This window comes from Fulvitalea axinellae (assembly GCF_036492835.1).
Taxonomy (GTDB): Bacteria; Bacteroidota; Bacteroidia; order Cytophagales; family Cyclobacteriaceae; genus Fulvitalea; species Fulvitalea axinellae.
Genome location: NZ_AP025316.1, coordinates 24,151 through 42,068, shown reverse-complemented (window position 1 = coordinate 42,068; position 17,918 = coordinate 24,151). Strand labels below are relative to the sequence as shown.

The window sequence follows — 17,918 nt, the reverse complement described above, 5'->3', positions numbered from 1 at the left end:
ATTTTTTGATATCGCCCTTTCGGTCCCGCCAGACCTAAGGGCGTCTTCGTTTTTGGCGAATATAAATTTTTATAGTTATCGCTTATGACGTTTTCCTGTATTTCAACACCGCCGCCACATTGGTAACCACAGCGTAGCATGATATAACGCCAAACATCCAGCTCACATCCGCAAACGTACTTCCTTTCATCAGCACCATGCGGTTCAGATGAATTAGGTAAGTGATCGGATTGCTCCAAGCGATGTAGCTGGCCCATTTCGGCATGGCTTCCAAACTAGTAAATATTCCCCCCATCAGAATAAATATGACCATGAAAAACCAGGCGATAAACATAGCCTGTTGTTGGGTGTCGTTGAAAGTGGAAATAAGTAAACCGATACCGAGAATACAGAACATATAAATGCCCGAAAACGCAAAAACAAGTCCTACATTACCGATAAATTCGATGTCATAGACAATTTTGGAAACGACCAGTCCCAAGCTCAGTTGGAACATCCCGATGCACCAAATCGGTAACAGTTTGCCAATAAGGAAATGGTGTTTTTTGATGGGAGTGACATTGATTTGTTCGATTGTTCCGATCTCTTTCTCTTTCACGATATTCATAGAAGCCAAAAAAGCGCAGGACATCGTAACCAATATTCCCAGTATTCCGGAGACCATAAATGGGCGGTAATTCAAGTCGGGATTATACCAGTTGGAAAACGTTATATCGATAGCTGGTAAGACCTGCTTTTTTCCCAATCCCGACCATTTGACAGTCAACAGGCGATTAAAGTTTCGGATAATTCCCTCGGCATAAGAGGCTACGATTCCCGCCTTCGACCCGTCGATGGCGTTAATGCGCAGAGCCAGCCCTTTTTCCCCTAACCTTGAGAGTTCCGAAGAAAAATTTTGAGGGATTTCCATTACCATATCGGCTTGATTCAGCTCCATTTCCCTTTCCGTAATGGCGGGATCGGCGCCTACTTTCGTCACGATAAAATACGGCGAGCCCTCAAAGCTGTTGACCAGTTGGCGGGACACCGGGCTTTGGTCTTTGTCTACGATGATCATCTTGATGTCCTTGATCTCGTAGGTGGCAGCCAAGGGCATCAGGATCAGCTGTACGATCGGCACCACGAAGATAATCGGCAACATGGCCTTGTTTCTGAAGATCTGCAGAAACTCTTTTTGCAAAAGAAATATCAGGATATTCATGGCTCAAGTCGTATTTTGAATTTTTTCATGCTGATGCCCACCAAGGCAGCGAACATGCCTAACAGAATAACCGTTTCGGGCCACAGCGACAATATTCCGGAGCCTTTAAGCATAATGCTTCTCAAAATCACAATAAACCATCGGGCCGGAATTAGCGTACTGATCCATTGCAATGGCAAAGGCATATTTTCAATCGGAAAGATAAACCCGGTAAGCAACATCGATGGGATCATCATTCCGAAAAGGCTTTTCATCAAGGCCACCTGTTGCGATTCGGAAGTGATGGAAATCAGCGTCCCGAGTGCCAAGGATACGCCCAAAAACAGGAAAGCTTCGAAGAACAACAGGGCCAAGCTTCCTTTGATCGGCACGCCGAATACCAGCGTTCCGATGAAGAGGATAATACACAGGTTGAAAAAGGAAATCAGCAGGTAAGGAATCAGCTTGCCGACGATGATCATCCATGGCCTGAGTGGCGAAGCCAAAAGCACTTCCATGGTTCCCAGCTCTTTCTCTTTGGTCAGGGCGATGGCCGTTACCATTGCTGATACCAGAAGCATAATCACTGCGAGAATACCGGGAACGAAAAGGTTGGCGCTACTGAGGTTTTCGTTATAAAGCATCCGCACTTCCGGCCGTATTTTCGGCCCGGAGCCCTTCTCTTGCGTCTTCGAGGCTTGGTATTGTCCTAATATCGCCGTCAGGTAACTCCTTACTGTTGTGGCGATATTCGGGTCCGTGGCGTCGAGAATCAGCTGGGCGGTGGCGCCTTGTCCGGTATACATCTTCTTCGCGAAATCTGGCCCGAAGCTTACCACCACTTTGGCCTTGCCGGCTCGGAAACACTGTTCTATTCCCTCAGGACTGTGTACGCTACCGGCGTATTGGAAATTGTCGGTAGCGACTATTTTGCTCTGGATTTCCCTGGTCACTTCGTCGCCCGATTGGTCGTAGAAGGCTATATCCACGTTCTCCACCTCGTTGCGTACGGCGTAGCCAAATACGAGCAACTGAATTAGCGGCAAGCCGAAGATAACGGCCAGCGTGCGAGGGTCGCGCAGGATATGCCTGAATTCTTTATTTATAAAATGAAGTAGTTTTTTCATGGTCTGGCCAGTTTTAGGAAAACGTCGTCCATGGTGTCCACGCCGTAGGTGGCTTTTAGCCCGGCGGGGCTGTCCAAGGCCTCTATCTTTCCGTTTACCATTATGGATACGCGGTCGCAATATTCGGCCTCGTCCATATAGTGCGTGGTTACGAACACGGTGATCCCCGCTTCGGAAGCCTCGTAGATCATATCCCAAAATTTCCTTCGCGTAACGGGATCCACACCGCCGGTAGGTTCGTCGAGGAAAACGATTTTCGGGTCATGGAATACGGCCACCGAAAAGGCCAGCTTCTGTTTCCAGCCCAAAGGCAAGGACCCCACCAGCTTGTCGGCGTCTTTTTCCATATCCAGCTTTTCGAGCAATGCCGTGGATTTCCGCTTAATTTCGGACCTCTTCAGTCCGTATATGCCACCGAACAGCCGGATATTCTCCCTGACGGTCAGATCTTCGTACAGAGAAAATTTTTGGCTCATATACCCGATGCTCAGCTTTACGCTCTCCGGATCATTGTTGATGTTGTGGCCCGCCACGTCGGCCTCGCCGGCGCTGGGCACCGAAAGGCCGGTGAGCATCCGCATTGCAGTGGTTTTGCCGGCTCCGTTTGCTCCCAAAAATCCAAAGATCTCGCCCTTGTACACCTTGAAGCTAATAGCGTCCACAGCCGTAAAATCCCCAAACCTTTTGGTCAGCCCGTAAGAGTTTATTACCGTTTCTTTTGTCATTTTCTTTAAGCTAAGTCAATGTGGGTGATTGGTCTTAGGTATGAGGTATTAAGTATTAGGTATAGTCATTATTCATCAGTATGAAAATCGTAGAGACATGGCATGCCTTGTCTCCCCTTGCGGATGGTCACGTCCTACCCCAATGATTTTCACAAAATAAAGAGGCTCCATTTACCATAATTCGACACCAAATTTCACAGAAACAAGTACCTAAGACTTAATACCAAATACCGGATACCAAAACCATCTACCCTTCACTAAGAGCCATAAAACAGTCTTCGATACCGGGTTTGCCTTCGCTAAGCTCGGTGTCACCCAAACCGGCCTCGGCCAAATAAGCAGCCAACTTGCCCTCTCCGCTGTGTTGTTCCTTGAAAACAAAATGGATCCGCTCGCCGAAAGAGAAAACCGAACGCGCCTCCGGATAAGCTCTCAGGGCCTTCAACAAAGGGTACATCCGCAGGTTTTTGGCGAAAAGCATATCCCCCGAAAAGGACTCAACGATTTTAGCCGGCGTGTCCACCCGCAGTATTTTCCCGTCTTTGATCAAAGCCACCCTGTCGCAAAGTTCGGCCTCGTCCATATATGGCGTGGAGACTATCACGCTGATTCCTTTGGCCCGCAAGCGTTTGAGCATTTGCCAGAACTCTTTTCTGGAAACGGGGTCCACGCCGGTGGTGGGTTCGTCGAGGAACAGTACTTCCGGCTTGTGTATCAGTGCGCAGCATAGCGCCAGCTTCTGTTTCATTCCGCCCGAAAGCGCGCCAGCCCGGCGTTTGCGGAACGGTTCTATCTGGACGTAAATATCTTTTACCAAATCGTAATTCTCTTCGATGGTGGTGTCGAATATCGAAGCGAAAAACGACAGGTTTTCCTCTACGCTAAGGTCTTGGTACAGTGAGAATTTTCCAGGCATATACCCGATGCGTTGCCGAACGTCGCGGTATTGTGTTACGGGGTCATAGCCGTTGATGCTGGCCTCTCCGCTGTCTGGCAATAGTAACGAAACCATTATCTTGAAAAGGGTCGATTTGCCCGCGCCGTCGGGGCCTATCAGTCCGAAAAGTTCCCCTTCGGAAACCTCAAGACTAACGGATTTCAAAGCCTCGGTATCGCCGTAGTTTTTGCTTAGGTTTTTTACGCTGATCATAGGCGGCTCCCTTTACTTATTATTCCTGGCTTCGGATAGCCAAACCTCGGCGGGCATACCTATTTTCAATGATCCGTCGTTTTTGACCCTTACCTTAAAGGCGTAAACGAGGTTGACGCGCTCTTTTTTAGTCTGAATCGTCTTTGGAGTGAATTCGGCTTCGGCCGAAATCCATGATACCGTACCGTTTAGGGTACGCATTCCCTCGCCTTCGTCAATTTTTACGTTTACCGCCTGCCCTATTTTCAGCTCTGGCAATTGCGTTTCGGCTATATAGGCTTTCAGTTCCAGTACCGACAGGTTGGCGATGCGGTAAAGCGGTTTGCCGGCGGAAACGAATTCCCCGGGCTCCGACAGCTTTACCAATACCGTCCCCTGCGTCGGGTTGATTACCGTAGCTCGGGCAATACGGTCGGCGAGTTCGGCCTCTTGCGCCTCGATTACTTTCACTTGGCTTTCGATGGTGACATAGCTCTCTCGGGCGTTGCGGATTTCCTGTTCCAGTACGTTTACCTCACCGTTGGCTTGGTCAAGGCGCTGTTGGGTCGAGGCCTTGCGTTGGAGCAAACGTTTTACCCTATCACGTTCGGTACGGGCCGTCTTGAGTTTGGCGGCCAATACGCCTATGCGTGTCTGTACGCCCGATTTTCCGGCCAAGGCGGCTTCCCTTTGGGCTTGGAGAATATCTTTTTGCAAAGACAGTTGTACCGTGTCTATTTGTCCGGCCTTGCTTCCTTTTTCCAGAGTACTGCCCTCTTCGGCGTTGATTTCCAATAATTTCCCGGTAGCCTCGGCCGACACTACGGTTTCGGTAGATTCGAAATTGCCGTAAGCGTCGGCGGTTTTGTCGTTGCCACAGGCAGACAATAACAATGGCGTAAGCGATGCCAAAAAGAGACGTGATATATTTTTGTAATTCATGGTTTTCAGTTCTTTGGTATTCACAATCTAGTCCTGAGTAAATAGTAAAGCGTAAAGAGACTGCCGCCAGCCATAGCAAGGTTCCAACCGCGCTTCACCACCAACGATTACTCTTTACTTTTTACTCCCCAAAATCATTGCCCAAGCAAAGTATTGAGTCCGTATTGGGCCTGGATGATCTGGATACGTCTTTTGCGCATCCTTACGCGGGTATTTTTCTCCTCGTTTACGGCTTTTACGTAATCGGCTCCGCTTATTACGCCGTTATCGAAGCGGGAGGCCTCGCCATTGCGGATGTTTTCGCGGAGGATTAACTCCTCTTCGTCCTTGGCCAGTTGCCGGCGGTATTCCTCAATTTCGTTTTCCTGTTTGGTTACCGTCACCTTCAGGTTGCGGAGGAACTGGTCGCGGTCCTCGTCGCCCATTTTGGCTTTCACTTCGTTTATGCGCATCTGGTTTTTGGTCCTGTTCCAGTCGAATACGTTCCAGGATACCTTGGCACCCACTTGATAATAGAAATCGAAATTGGGATTGAAGAAGTTGTAACCCGGCTGTCCGTAACCCGTTACGCCAAAGGCTTCCACCTTGGGCAGTCGCTGTGACTTAAGCACGTCGTTTTGCGCCAGCAAGGCCGTCTTTTTACTTTCGATAAGGCGAAGTTCCGGGCGGGTAACGTTATCGATTTCCGCAAGTTTGGGTTCGCTAATCAGTAGCCTGTCTACCGAGCTGATTTCCTCTCCCATAATAATCGAAAGGCTTTCCAACAGCGTTTGGCGTTGCTTTTCGACGCCTATTTCCTCTTGGTCTATCTTCAGCATTTCCGCCTTAAGGTAGTCGGTTTGGTAAGGGAGTACGGCGCCAAGCTCCACGCCCGCCTGCGCTTCGCGAAGCCTTTCGTTTAGGCTGATGCGAGCCAGGTTCATCGACTCCGACACTTCTTCCAATAAAAAGATATTGAAGAAGAAAACGTCCACACGTTGTTCGTACTTATACCAATCGAGTTCCAGCTGGTCCAGCTCCACTTGTGTGGAAAGCGAGGCGTTAGCCTTCATTTTCTTGATATACCCGCCTTGGTAAATGAGTTGGTTGGCCGAAAGGAAAAACTGGTATTGGTCTTTGGGCAGTTTTGGAAAACCGGGAAAATCCGTGTCCGGCCTCGGTACGTCCGATACGTATTTGGCCTCGGCATGGGCCAAAAGCAGAGGCAATTGCCCGGCTTTCAAGACCTCCAGAGTTTTTGCCTCGTGTTCTTCCCACAGCCCCTGTTTGTTCAGGATTATGTAGTTGGCTTTGGCCTTGGCTCTGCACTCTTCCAGCGTAAGTTTCCCCTGCGCCAGGGCGTTGTCGCCAAAGAATATGGCCAAAACCGCCCACAGCAGCGCGGGTTTGGTTAGTCTTACCCTCATCGTCAATCTCGTTTTGTAAAACAATAATGAGCGGACCTTGCCAGTTAGGGCCGGCGTCGGTTTATCAATGCCCAAGCTTTGTTCCAAGTCTGCGCCCGTGAGTCCGCGTTAGGTTGTCATGACGGTGTAAAGGTATCTTAGGGAAGGGTATTCTCTTTTTACAAATGTTAAAAAGCGTCTTTTTTTGCCCGGATCCGGCTAAGGCTTACCTGCGATATACCCAGATACGCAGCAATGTCGCCCAGTGGAATTTCGTCATAAACATCCTTGAACTCTTCCATAAAACTGCGGTAACGTTCGCTGGCCGAATCGAAGAAATGGGTGTTTACCCTGTCGATAATAGTCATGGCCATGCGCGCGGCGTGCAGGCGTATAAGCCTTTCCACACTGTGGTGGTGGTCGCAGAGTTCCATGATGTCTTTGTAGGTGAGCGTGTAGGTTTCGATATCGGTTAGGGCCGTAAGCCAAACCCTGCTGGGCCTTTGCGAAAGGAAACTTTCGGGTGCGGCGAACATTATGGGAGCCACCATGAATTTGTGTATAACCTGTTTGCCGTCCTTGTTCAGATACATTTTGGCCAAACCCTTTTTAAGAAAATATACCCTGCGGCAGATTTGTCCGTCACGCAAAAGGTGCTCCCCTTTTTTGAACGAGGCGGTTTGTAGCCGTGAGGCCATGTCCTCTTTTGCCTCCTGCGTGATCTTGTGTGTACTATCCGAGTATTCGAAAAAATCTTTCATTCGCAACGTATCAATATCCCTTGCCCTGTCAGGGCTTCTGCGTAAATTCGGGATTTTCCGCCGACACCGCAACATAAAGTGAACAATAACACCGTATGCGGAAGTTTTGCGGATACTAACATCTGAAAAAATGAGCATAGAGAAAGAATTGCGCGAACGCTCTGGCAACGCCTGCGAGCTTTGCGGAGCCAAGGATAACCTTACCGTTTACCAAGTACCGCCAGTTGAGGAAGACAACGCCGACAAGGCCGTAATGGCTTGCGCCACCTGCGCCGAACAGATAGAGAATCCGGAAAAGATGGACGCGAACCACTGGCGTTGCCTCAATGACAGCATGTGGAGCGAAACGCCCGCCGTGCAGGTAATAGCCTGGCGTATGCTGACCCGCCTGCGCGCCGAAGGCTGGCCACAGGACCTGCTGGATATGCTATACCTCGACGACGAGACGCTGGAATGGGCCAAAGCCACAGGCGAGGACCAAGAGGAAGGCGACAAAATAAAGCACGTGGACAGCAACGGCGCCGAATTGGAAGCCGGCGACACGGTGGTGCTGACCAAAGACCTTAACGTAAAAGGCGCCAACTTCACGGCCAAAAGAGGAACGGCGGTAAGAAATATCTCACTTGTACACGACAACGCCGAGCAGATAGAAGGACGGGTAAGCGGACAACATATCGTTATCCTGACAAAATTTGTCAAGAAGCAGAAATAAGGAGTTTTTCTTTAGGTCTTAGGTATTTGGTATCAAGTATTAGGTAACGTGAGCTTGGAATTTAACCGACTCAAATACAGTCAGGTAAAGAAGGGATCGTCCAGAAAGATCAATGTTTGAGTATTTGTTTATTTGTGTTTTTGTACAAACCGAATAAACACAACTGGACATGACCGTTCTGGACACTCTCAAATTAACTGAAATTTTCATCGCTTCCGACGATTTCTGCAAACGATTGGACGAGTACCACAAGGAGAAAGGAATCGGAAACCAGAAGAAATCCGGTAGGCCCGCGACGATGAGTGACAGTGAAATCATGACGGTTTTGATATTCTTTCACCTCTCCGGCATCCGGTGTTTCAAGTGGTACTACAACAACGTGCTTATGGTTTACCTGAGAAGCTACTTTCCGGACCTGCCGGACTACACCACTTTCCTTACCGCCTCAAACCGGGTTTTCGCTCCCATGACGCTTTTTATGCAGGCCGTCAGGCTGTCTCCCCGGACAGGCCACAATTACGTGGACTCCAAACCTCTGGCCGTGTGCCACAACAAAAGAATAAAACAACACAGGGTTTTCGCCGGAATCGCCAAACGTGGCAAGAGCTCGATGGGATGGTTCTTCGGGTTTAAGCTCCATGCCGTCATAAACGAATACGGACAGCTGGTCGTCGTCAGGATATCTTCGGGAAATGTATCGGACAACAACCACAAAATGCTCAGGTCACTCACCAAAGACCTGCAAGGGTTCCTCTATGGGGACAAAGGGTATATTTCCAAACTCAGGGACGAACTCAGGGGCAAAGGCCTAACCTTGGTCACAAAGCTCAGGAGTAAAATGAGGCCCAAAGAAATGCTTGCCGAAGAGCAAAAACACTATTTGAAGCACAGGCGGCTAATCGAATCGGCGTTCGATATCCTCAAACATGTTTGCCAGATTGAACACTCAAGGCACAGAAGCGTCAAAGGGTTTCTAATCAACACAATAGCCGCGTTACTCGCTTATACTTTCCTTGACAAAACACCTGAATGCCCTAAATTCCCCAAGAAGCTGGGGAAGTGGGATAGGAAGATGACGATTGAACTAATCTAATATTTCGATTCCAAGTTCACGTTAGGTACTTCGTTCGTGATAATACCTAAGACCTAGTTTTTTACGGTTAAAATCACCAGAGAGACATGTCTTGTCTCAATAGTCACATTCCAGACTTACATTCGTTATCCGTTTTGATATTTTCAAAATCAATCAACCAAGCGTCGGGAACATGCTTGTCAATTAGGTAGGCGTTCAGGTTCAGCCATTGGTCAGAATTGTCCAAAACCCAACTGTCTGAGGAAACGGCTATCCAGCCTTCTTTCTCCGCAATATATTTGTCGGGATTAAAATCCAGCGTCACGTCCCAGCGCCATCCCTTTTCGTCGGCCAAGGTTTGGATCATTTGCTTTAGCCTTCCGCTGTTGGAAATGGGTTTGTCAAACACCCAAAGCACCTTTTCAGGGTTCATTTCCTCAAAAAATTTGGCGAACAGCTCAAGCGCCGGAATAGTCTCCTCTACCCTTCTGTAAGTACCGTGCACACTGGCAATATCGCGATAGCAGCCGTCCGTACCGATAAACACGGGAGCTTTCGACAAGGCGGCCTCCATTGTGATTAATTGGTTATAACCGTCCACCGCTATTTTCTTTCCCGCAATTTGATCAGCGCTAACGTGTTTTGCCCGCCTTTCCTTTAGTTCCTTTTCGCCACAAGCCGAATGGGCGATAGCCCTGCGTTGCCGTTCGGTAAAACGGAACCGGTCGCCCACCAATTTCAGGGATGATTTAGGGTTATAGTCTCTTGAAAGAAGATAATTCAGGTGTTCAAGCGCTTGTTTTAGGTCCGGAAGCTGTTTGTCCGAGAACGATTTGGCGTCTCTGGGATTAGCTCCCCTATGGTTTTGTTTATGAGGCATATGTGCGTACTAAATAAAGAGTATTTCGGAGTGGAGAGTGGTTGAAAAGATATCAAGCCTTACCGGAAAAGAGAATACTTTTATCAAAAAGAGCCCAAACGTTTAGCGGGAATCGAACCCGCATCTTCGGATTTGAAATCCGTCATATTTCCAGTTATACTATAAACGCTTGGGCGGTATCAGGGGAAAAGCCGACGGGACTTGAACCCGTAACTCAAGATTGACAGTCAGACGTGTTTCCAGTTACACCACAGCTTCCCCAAAGCCATAAGAGCAGGACGGGAATCAAACCCGCATCTCCTGATTGGCTGTCAGGTATGTTTTCAATTACACCACCAGCTCATGTATTTTATCAAAAAATCAAACGAACAGGCAATTTACCAATTCTCGATCTTGTAATTTTTTAACAACTTACCTACAAAGGTAACTTTATTGATAAGAGATTCAAACACGGGGTGCATGATTCTCGATGCTCCGTCCACAGAATCCAAAGGAGGGATATACCCTCGTTCAAACTGTCTTTTGCGAAGAGATTCCACCGCACCGGTAGAGATCCAACCCACATCCACCGCATTCATGAATATTCCGCTTACGGCAAGCTCTCGGGCAGACGTGCGGGTCATCATATTCAGCGCCGCCTTGGTCATATTCGTATGCGGATGATATATCGTTTTGTTCGAATAACTGAATTGTCCCTCGGAAGAGGTCACGTTGATGACAAAACGTTCCGGATAAGGGGAATTCCTCATATGCGAAGCCAATTCCCTAAGCATCAGATAAGGGGATATTTGGTTGATAAGGTTTACTTCCAACAATTCATAATCGCCGATTTCCTCAAGAGTGGAGTTCCAGCTGTTTTTATGTCTTGTGTCCACCGGTTGCCCGAAGCGTGTAAGGGATACTTTGTCGAAGCTTGAGGCCGGAAGCCTTCGGGTTTCGTTTTCGGTTACGGGTGTTTTATTCTCGCTGAACAAACGGTTGGCTGAAGATAAGTTCTCTAAATGCTTTCGCTCTTCGGCGATAATCGGACGATAAAACTCCTCCGTATATTTGATCGTTTGCGCGGCGTTATTGATCAATATATCTAGATGCGGATATCTCTTCTTATACTCGGTTATGAATTCCTTTACGGCTCCGAGGTTTCTTAAATCCAATCCGTAAAGGAAAAGCTTGTCTTTCCATTCTGAATAATCAGGCTCTTTGCTGTAAGTTTCCAGTGCCAAAGCGGGAAACCGGGTAGTAACCGTCACATTCGCTCCGGCCCTAAGGAATCGTAATGCGGTAGCGAAACCGACTTTGACGCGCCCTCCGGTAATAATTATATTCCGACCGGAAAGATCGGGCGAACGGAAACGCCAAGCGTAGTTCTGTTCGGCGCAATCAGGGCAAAGCCTGTGATAAAAAGAATGAACGTCGTAGTACGGGCTGTTACAGCAATAGCAATTCCGTGGATTGTGTACCGCCTTGTATCGCTGTTCTTTTGGCTTCCCATCACTAAAAAAGCTCACTCCCGCCAAAGCGTTCATGGCAATTGCGGATGAAAAAACGGTTTCTTTGTCTTGCCTTGCCCTGTTTTCGTTTTTCTCTTTATTAAGGGCTTTTTTCGCATTCTTATGGAGCTTGGTGATTATGCCACTGAAGCGCTTGTTATCGGGATTATTCAGCGGATCGTTTTTAAGTATCTCCAAAACTTTAAGGCAGGTATTCCACTCGCTTTCCGTAAACTCTAATTCGTCCATATATTTTCTTCACAACATCATTGTCAAAACCCGAAGAGGTTTTCTAGCCGAAGAAAACAAATTAATAAAATTTCATGGTTTAGCCCAGAGTCATGCCGGCATAGTGGCCTTAGCTATAATGGAAAGACAGTTTTTGGCATTTGGGTCTTTGTCCCAATACATTCTGTGCGCTCTAAGGCTAAAAAGAGTCAAAGTATCTATAATATTAAGCCCGTCAGGATTAACTATGTCAAAAAGGAAATCCTGAGGTTCCACACCTTCATCAAAACGTAGAGACAGAGTACCCTCTGTCTCTACACACTTTCCTTTATAACAACCCTTTACGCTTCCGCCAAATCCTTTCTTCCTTTGGTAAACCATTGATACAGAATAGGAACGACCAATAGGGTCAGCAAGGTAGAAGATATCATCCCGCCGATAAGAGTCCAGCCCAGAGGCGACCAAAGTGAGGTTCCCGAAAGCGTCAGCGGCAACAGCCCTAAGATGGTGGTAAGGGTAGTCAGCACTATCGGCGTAAAGCGCCTGTGGGCTGCGGTGGTTATGGCGTTCGTCTTGGCCATTCCCGATTCCATTAGTTGGTTGGTGTAATCCACCAATATTATGGAGTTGTTGACCACTATGCCCACCAGGCTGATAAAGCCGATAAAAGCGAAGAACGAAAACGACCAGTTGGTCAGGTACAGCGCCACAAACGATCCGCTGACGGCCAGCGGTATGGCCGAAAATATAATCAACGGCTGGCTTACGGAACGGAACTGCAATACCAATACGGCGAAAATCAATACCATGGCCACGAACAGCAAAGTTCCCAAATCGCCGAAACTTTCGGTTTGGCTTTCGTATTCGCCCCCCATTCGGTAGCGGTATCCATCGGGCCAATCATAGGCGTCCAGTTTCGGGATAATGGCTTCGGTAATCGCCTTGGTCTTGTCGGGGTTGGTGACATTGGCCGTTACGGCCGTATTTCTTTCGGTATTGTAATGGTTGATTTGGGCGTAGTCCTGCTCAAACTCCACCACTGCCAATTGGCTCAACGGTATATGTCGCCCCATGCGGTTGGTGACGTACATCTTACCGAAATCTTCCACTGTATTTTTCCCATCGAAAGGCATTCTTATAATCAACGGATATTCCTCGTTGTCCACATCCATTGACACGTCGTCGATACGCAACCCGCCTAGCCCGGCCCTTACCGTTTTGTCAATATCCAACAAGGAAACATTTAATAAAGCCGCTTTGTCCCTATTGATATTTACCTTGATGTCGGTTTTGGCGTTGGCCAACGGATTGGCTACGTCCAGAGTCCCTTCGGACTCGTCCACTATCTTTTCTATATCAAAAGATATTTTTCTCAACACCTCCAAGTCTTTGCCCATAATCATAACCTCTATGGGAGCTTCGAAGGGCGCACCGTTTTTCAATTCGCTAAAAGTGATCTTAGCGTCAGGATAATCGGCGAATGTCTTACGGAGGTTTGCCAAAGTGGCGTAGAATTTATCGGGATCCCATTCCTTAAAATTCACCAGAGCCTCGCCGTGATACGATTTATATTCCTCTGGCTGACGATTGTAATACACTTGCGGATTCCCGTGACCGGCGTTGGTAACGTACGAATCCACGTAATCCATCGTGTCCAGCACCGAACCTATAAAGCGCATAGTGCTGTCGGTATGCAGGATATTCCTGGTATAAGGATGGTCCGCACTGATCAACAGCATCGGTTTGTCGGCCGTGGGAAAGAAGCTTACGCCAATGCTCGGAAACAGGGACAAGGCTCCTAATAAAGTTATTATGCCACTGCCCAAAACCACCCAGCCTTTTCTAAGGGCGAACCGCAAAGCCGGAGCGTAGAATTTTTCTATTAATTTTTCCAGATGTCTGGAAACCACCGGGGTCTTGATCTCGCCTTTTTGTTTTAATATTTTTCTGGCCATAATAGGCGTAAAGGTCAGGGCCAGAATCAGCGAAGCGGTAAGTACGTAAATTACGGTTAGCGGCATACTGCGCAGGAAAACGCCCGGTCCACTGGCCATAAAAGCCAAGGGAGCGAAAGCCAAAACGGTGGTAAGCGTAGAACTGATAATGGAATACCCCACCTCGCCAGTACCTTTCGCCGCGGCTTCCGCCAATGTATAACCGTCGCGTCTGAAGCGAACGATATTTTCGATCACCACTATCCCGTTATCCACCAAAAGCCCAAGGGCGATAACCAGAGAGGCGATGGAAATCTGCTGTAAAGCGTAGCCGGAAAAATTGAGAACGGTGATCGCCAAAAGTATTGATAACGGAATAACGACCATTACCACCAAAGCCGGACGCCAACCCAAAAACACCAGAATAATCACGCCTACCAAAACGATACCCTGTACCAAATTCACAACAAACTCATCAAGGCGCCCCTTTACCGCAGGGGCTTGGTCAAAGGCGGTTTCCAATGAAATGGATACCGGCAATTTCTCGGAAAAATTAGCTTCCTTTTTATCCAGATCACCGGCTAAAGTCATGATGTTTCCGCCCTTTTTCTGCGTAACGGTTACGAATATGGACTTCTTGGCGCCGTAGCGGGCTATCCACCGCTGGTCTTCGTAAGCGTGCCCTACTTCCGCGATATGCCTGAGGTAAACGATCTTACCTTCATGAGCGCCGATGGCCGTATTCCGGATCTCGTCCAGCGAACCGTATTTGCCCGACGACTTCACGTTAAAGCTCATCGTCCCCGACTTTATTTCCCCTCCGGGAATATTGACGTTGTTGCCGCTCAGCACGCCGGCCACTTGCGAAAGGTTGACGCCCAGATTGGCCATCTTCCTAAAATCAAGGCTAATCCGTACACGCTCTTCGGGCGAGGCCTCTATCTCCACTTTCTTTACCAGTTCCGATTGGTTCAGCAAGTCTTCGAAGCGCTCGGCCTCGTCGTAAAGTTGGGCGTACGAAGCGCCTTCCGACACCAAAGCGTACTGCCGAACCACAACCATATCCTCGGGTTTGAACTGCGTAACGTCAAGCATAACAATACCCGAAGGGAGCGTTTGCCTAAGCTGATTCACTTCGCCGACTATATCGTCATACTTGTCGTCATAGTCTATTCCGAAGGAGGCCTCGACATTGATTATCGCCAAGCCGTTGCTAATTTCGGTACGGATTTCCGTAATATCGTCCAGTTCGTCCATGGCTTCCTCAATAGGATCGGCCACCAGCTCTTCCATATCCTCGGGGCTCATTCCGGGCAAAACGACCACCACGGCGTAGTTGGGCGTGGAGAGAAAAGGATCCTCGGCCCGGGGCATAGTCTTAAACGATCGGAACCCGACAAAAACCGCCAAGGCCACGACCGTCAGGACGAACATCCTGTTTTTTAGGGCTATCTCTGGTAATTTCATTTCTTGTTATTTTATCCGAAAACACCACCTGCCAGCGGACAAGCCACCGCTAAGGTGAATAAGGATACAATACTGATAATCTGTTCATTAATAAATCCGAACGATACCGCTTGTAGAGCGATACTGTCGGACTTCCGGAGGTCTACACAATTATGAAAATTCCCCTTTTATAATATCGGAAGGGCCGGACTGATGATGTTGTGGCGCACGATAACCACGGAATCCCGGTCTCGAAGATAGGGCGCTCCGGCCGTAATAATCTTGGCCCCGGAGTCCAATTCGCTTTGCGGTACTGTAAAAGAATCGCCCCTTATTTCGGATACCCGAAGCGTCTTACGATGGACAGTGGCACCGTCGTATGTTATAAAGACCGTCGCAGTCTTTACCTCGCCTTCCACCAACGCCGACATCGGCACTACGTAAACCTCTTCGGTTTTCGAAGGGTAGAGAGAAACCTTGCCTATAAAACCGCTTTTCAATTCCGGACGGTATTTGCCAAGCGAAAGCTCCACCTCGAAAAGACCTGTAGTTGGATCCGCCTTTTCGGCGATCTCGGTTACAAAAGCCTCAAAGGTTTTGGATGGATAAGCGTCGAAAAACATCTCGGCCCTGTCGCCGGATTTAAGTTTTACCACTTCCCTGTCGGCCAGCCCAACACGCATAACTTGCGAACCTTTACTGCCAGATCCACCAATCAAAAATATTGGTTGTCCAGCGGAAACTACTTGCCCGCTTTCCACAAAACGCTTCAACACTTTACCCTTTACCGGCGAATTGATCTTGGCGTAGCGTTGATTGAATTCCGCCACTTCCAGTTGCGCTTTCGCTACGGACTCGGCCGTTTTGGCATTTTGTTTTTGTTCCAGCGTAGCGGCTTTCTCTTTATAAAGGTTACAAAACCTAGCCAAGTCACGCACGGATTTATCATAGGCCTGCCGAGCCGATTTTACTTGGGCATTTATCTCCGAAAGATTAAGGCTGGCGATCCGTTTTCCGGCACCCACCGTCTGGCCTTCCTCGGCGTAAAGCCCTTGCAACACGCCACCAATCTTAAACGATACGGTAACTTCCACTTTAGAGGCCAAGACCCCGCTGGCGATCACCGGCTGAACTTGGGACAAACTTCCGGCCGAAACGGTTCTTACTTTTCTCGGCGCTCCTTTCCGCTTATTTGCCCCTGTATTATATTCCTTGCCACAGCCGAAAAGCGAAACGGCCAGTACGGTTATCATTATTATGGTTCTCATTGTCGGTTGCTTTCAGTTAGATTCTATACGGTATTAGGTATTTGATCTTAAGTATTAGGTAGTGTTGTGATAAACTCGACTAATACTCGACGCTTGCCTATTGAATTATGCTTTGAGCATCGCACTCTATACTATTGCGCCTTAACGGCTCTGCGAAAATTCGCTTCGGCGATTTTGATTCCGTATCGCGCCACAGATTCCTGCAATTCGGCATTGGTAAGGTTCGCTCTGGATTCGTTATAGGCCACAGGCAAAACCTGGTCTTCCCGATAGCGCATGCTTATTATCTTGAAATTCTCTTTGGCAGATGTCATTTCAGCCATTCGGGCTTGGTGAATCTCCATAGCCTCTTCCAACTCGTAATGCGCTTGCGCCACCTCCAGCCGTATCTTGTTCCGGAGATCTATCAGCTCGGATTCCAGTTCCTCTTTGGCCAGTACCGATTTCTTTATCTTGGCCTTATTCCTTCCGCCCTGAAAAATGGGGATTGTCAGGCTGAAAGCTACTGTATAATAATCTTGGTCACTGTCGAACTTATAACCGAAGCCTTGATAACCCGCATCCGCCATTAGCGAGAGTTCGGGCACTAGGTAGGTTTTGTCTTTTTTGACCTGATATTCGGTGGCCCTTATGCCCTCTTCCACTTGCGTTATCTCGGCACGACGGTCCAAAGCCAATTCTTGTGAAGCATCCAAAGACGCATTATTCGCAATCATAGGCGCCGAAGAAAGATCCACTTCTACCGTTTCTTCCAGATTTCTGTTCAAGAGGATATTGAAAAATATTCTGGAAGTGTTGACACCCTTTTTTACTCTCGCTATTTGAGCGTCGAGTTTATGTAGTTCCACCTCGGCGTTGTAAACGGCGTCAGCGGTGGCCATACCGTTTTTTACCAGCTTGCGGTTCAGGTCCACTTGCTCTACCAAAACTGGCCGAACGTTGCTTAGTATCTGTCTTTGCTCCACTAGCGAAGCGTGTTCGTAATAGGCTTTTTTGATCCGGTAAACCAAACTGTTTCGAAACGCTTGCTCCTTTGCCTCTTGCATCGAGACTTGTGCGCTCCGGGCCTTATACCCATAATAGATTGAGGTGTTAAGCAAAGGCTGTATCAAACGTATTCTAGTGTCGTGAAAATCGTTTGGTAAAAGTTGTACTTTTTCGTTTTCCACATCTGTCGGGAAAATGTCTGATCCTGAAAGGGAATTCAGCGCTGTATGGACAGGGTTAAGCATATCTCCCGCTGGGAAGCCGATAGTTCGGCCACCTCCGGAAATCAAATATTGGCTTCCGGCACTTATGTCTGGCAGATAAAAACTTCTGGCTTCCTTCAGCTCTTGGGCGCTTCTTTGAGTACGGAGTTGTTCTCGGATATACTCTTGGTTGTTCTTCAAGCCAAGCTCCACGTAGCCATCCAAAGCATCTTGTCCGAAGGTTTGCCCACCATAACACAACAACAACAGCAAAGCTGTTCGAAAACTATTCTTCATGGTTTATTTATATATTGATTACATCAAAAAAATATCGGCAAGCGAGAATTGGTGTCCTAACTCGCTTGATTATCGAACGGCAATTTGAAGGATGGTTCCCTTTGAAAAAAAACTTTGGTACGAACTGGACAAAAATGTTACGAACCGGATTT

Annotated in this window: 14 protein-coding genes and 2 tRNA genes; 2 read left to right on the top strand and 14 right to left on the bottom strand. The window is 48.1% G+C overall.

Features of this window, described 5'->3' with window-relative positions; genetic code table 11:
- Positions 1-82: 82 nt before the first annotated feature.
- The 7 genes from AABK39_RS21055 to AABK39_RS21025 all read right to left on the bottom strand — a co-directional run bounded on the left by AABK39_RS21055 (position 83) and on the right by AABK39_RS21025 (position 7,249).
- On the bottom strand, positions 83-1,201 hold the full coding sequence (locus tag AABK39_RS21055) for an ABC transporter permease (RefSeq protein ID WP_338395209.1): 1,119 nt from the start codon (positions 1,199-1,201) through the stop codon (positions 83-85).
- Positions 1,198-2,307, bottom strand: coding sequence for an ABC transporter permease (locus AABK39_RS21050; RefSeq protein ID WP_338395208.1), 1,110 nt, complete (start codon positions 2,305-2,307; stop codon positions 1,198-1,200). The genes AABK39_RS21055 and AABK39_RS21050 overlap by 4 nt, the downstream gene beginning before the upstream one ends.
- Positions 2,304-3,032, bottom strand: a complete 729-nt coding sequence (locus tag AABK39_RS21045; RefSeq protein ID WP_338395207.1) for an ABC transporter ATP-binding protein — start codon at positions 3,030-3,032, stop codon at positions 2,304-2,306. The genes AABK39_RS21050 and AABK39_RS21045 overlap by 4 nt, the downstream gene beginning before the upstream one ends.
- 247 nt (positions 3,033-3,279) lie before the next feature.
- Positions 3,280-4,182 (bottom strand): ABC transporter ATP-binding protein, encoded by a 903-nt coding sequence (locus AABK39_RS21040; protein WP_338395206.1) that lies wholly within the window; start codon positions 4,180-4,182, stop codon positions 3,280-3,282.
- Positions 4,183-4,194: 12 nt separating this feature from the next.
- Entirely contained in the window at positions 4,195-5,103 is a 909-nt protein-coding gene (locus AABK39_RS21035; protein ID WP_338395205.1) for an HlyD family secretion protein, read from the bottom strand.
- 134 nt (positions 5,104-5,237) lie between these two features.
- Entirely contained in the window at positions 5,238-6,509 is a 1,272-nt protein-coding gene (locus tag AABK39_RS21030) for a TolC family protein (protein WP_338395204.1), read from the bottom strand.
- A 167-nt stretch (positions 6,510-6,676) separates the two neighbouring features.
- Positions 6,677-7,249: a Crp/Fnr family transcriptional regulator gene (locus AABK39_RS21025; protein ID WP_338395203.1), complete on the bottom strand. Its 573-nt coding sequence runs from the start codon at positions 7,247-7,249 to the stop codon at positions 6,677-6,679.
- Positions 7,250-7,379: 130 nt separating this feature from the next.
- Here AABK39_RS21025 and AABK39_RS21020 point away from each other — a divergent pair, with 130 nt between their 5' ends.
- Entirely contained in the window at positions 7,380-7,961 is a 582-nt protein-coding gene (locus AABK39_RS21020) for a PhnA domain-containing protein (RefSeq protein ID WP_338395202.1), read from the top strand.
- A 169-nt stretch (positions 7,962-8,130) separates the two neighbouring features.
- Positions 8,131-9,054, top strand: a complete 924-nt coding sequence (locus AABK39_RS21015) for an IS982 family transposase (RefSeq protein ID WP_338395201.1) — start codon at positions 8,131-8,133, stop codon at positions 9,052-9,054.
- Between the two features lie 103 nt (positions 9,055-9,157).
- Here AABK39_RS21015 and AABK39_RS21010 read toward each other — a convergent pair whose 3' ends face one another.
- The 7 genes from AABK39_RS21010 to AABK39_RS20980 all read right to left on the bottom strand — a co-directional run bounded on the left by AABK39_RS21010 (position 9,158) and on the right by AABK39_RS20980 (position 17,766).
- Positions 9,158-9,913 (bottom strand): DUF434 domain-containing protein, encoded by a 756-nt coding sequence (locus tag AABK39_RS21010; RefSeq protein ID WP_338395200.1) that lies wholly within the window; start codon positions 9,911-9,913, stop codon positions 9,158-9,160.
- Positions 9,914-10,099: 186 nt separating this feature from the next.
- Positions 10,100-10,171: transfer RNA gene (locus tag AABK39_RS21005), tRNA-Asp, on the bottom strand.
- A gap of 12 nt (positions 10,172-10,183) precedes the next feature.
- Positions 10,184-10,255: transfer RNA gene (locus tag AABK39_RS21000), tRNA-Gly, on the bottom strand.
- A gap of 35 nt (positions 10,256-10,290) precedes the next feature.
- Complete coding sequence (locus AABK39_RS20995; protein ID WP_338395199.1) at positions 10,291-11,652, bottom strand: SDR family NAD(P)-dependent oxidoreductase; 1,362 nt, start codon at positions 11,650-11,652, stop codon at positions 10,291-10,293.
- Between the two features lie 320 nt (positions 11,653-11,972).
- On the bottom strand, positions 11,973-15,032 hold the full coding sequence (locus AABK39_RS20990) for an efflux RND transporter permease subunit (RefSeq protein ID WP_338395198.1): 3,060 nt from the start codon (positions 15,030-15,032) through the stop codon (positions 11,973-11,975).
- A 167-nt stretch (positions 15,033-15,199) separates the two neighbouring features.
- Positions 15,200-16,279, bottom strand: coding sequence for an efflux RND transporter periplasmic adaptor subunit (locus tag AABK39_RS20985; protein WP_338395197.1), 1,080 nt, complete (start codon positions 16,277-16,279; stop codon positions 15,200-15,202).
- A gap of 131 nt (positions 16,280-16,410) precedes the next feature.
- On the bottom strand, positions 16,411-17,766 hold the full coding sequence (locus AABK39_RS20980; RefSeq protein ID WP_338395196.1) for a TolC family protein: 1,356 nt from the start codon (positions 17,764-17,766) through the stop codon (positions 16,411-16,413).
- Positions 17,767-17,918: the final 152 nt, after the last annotated feature.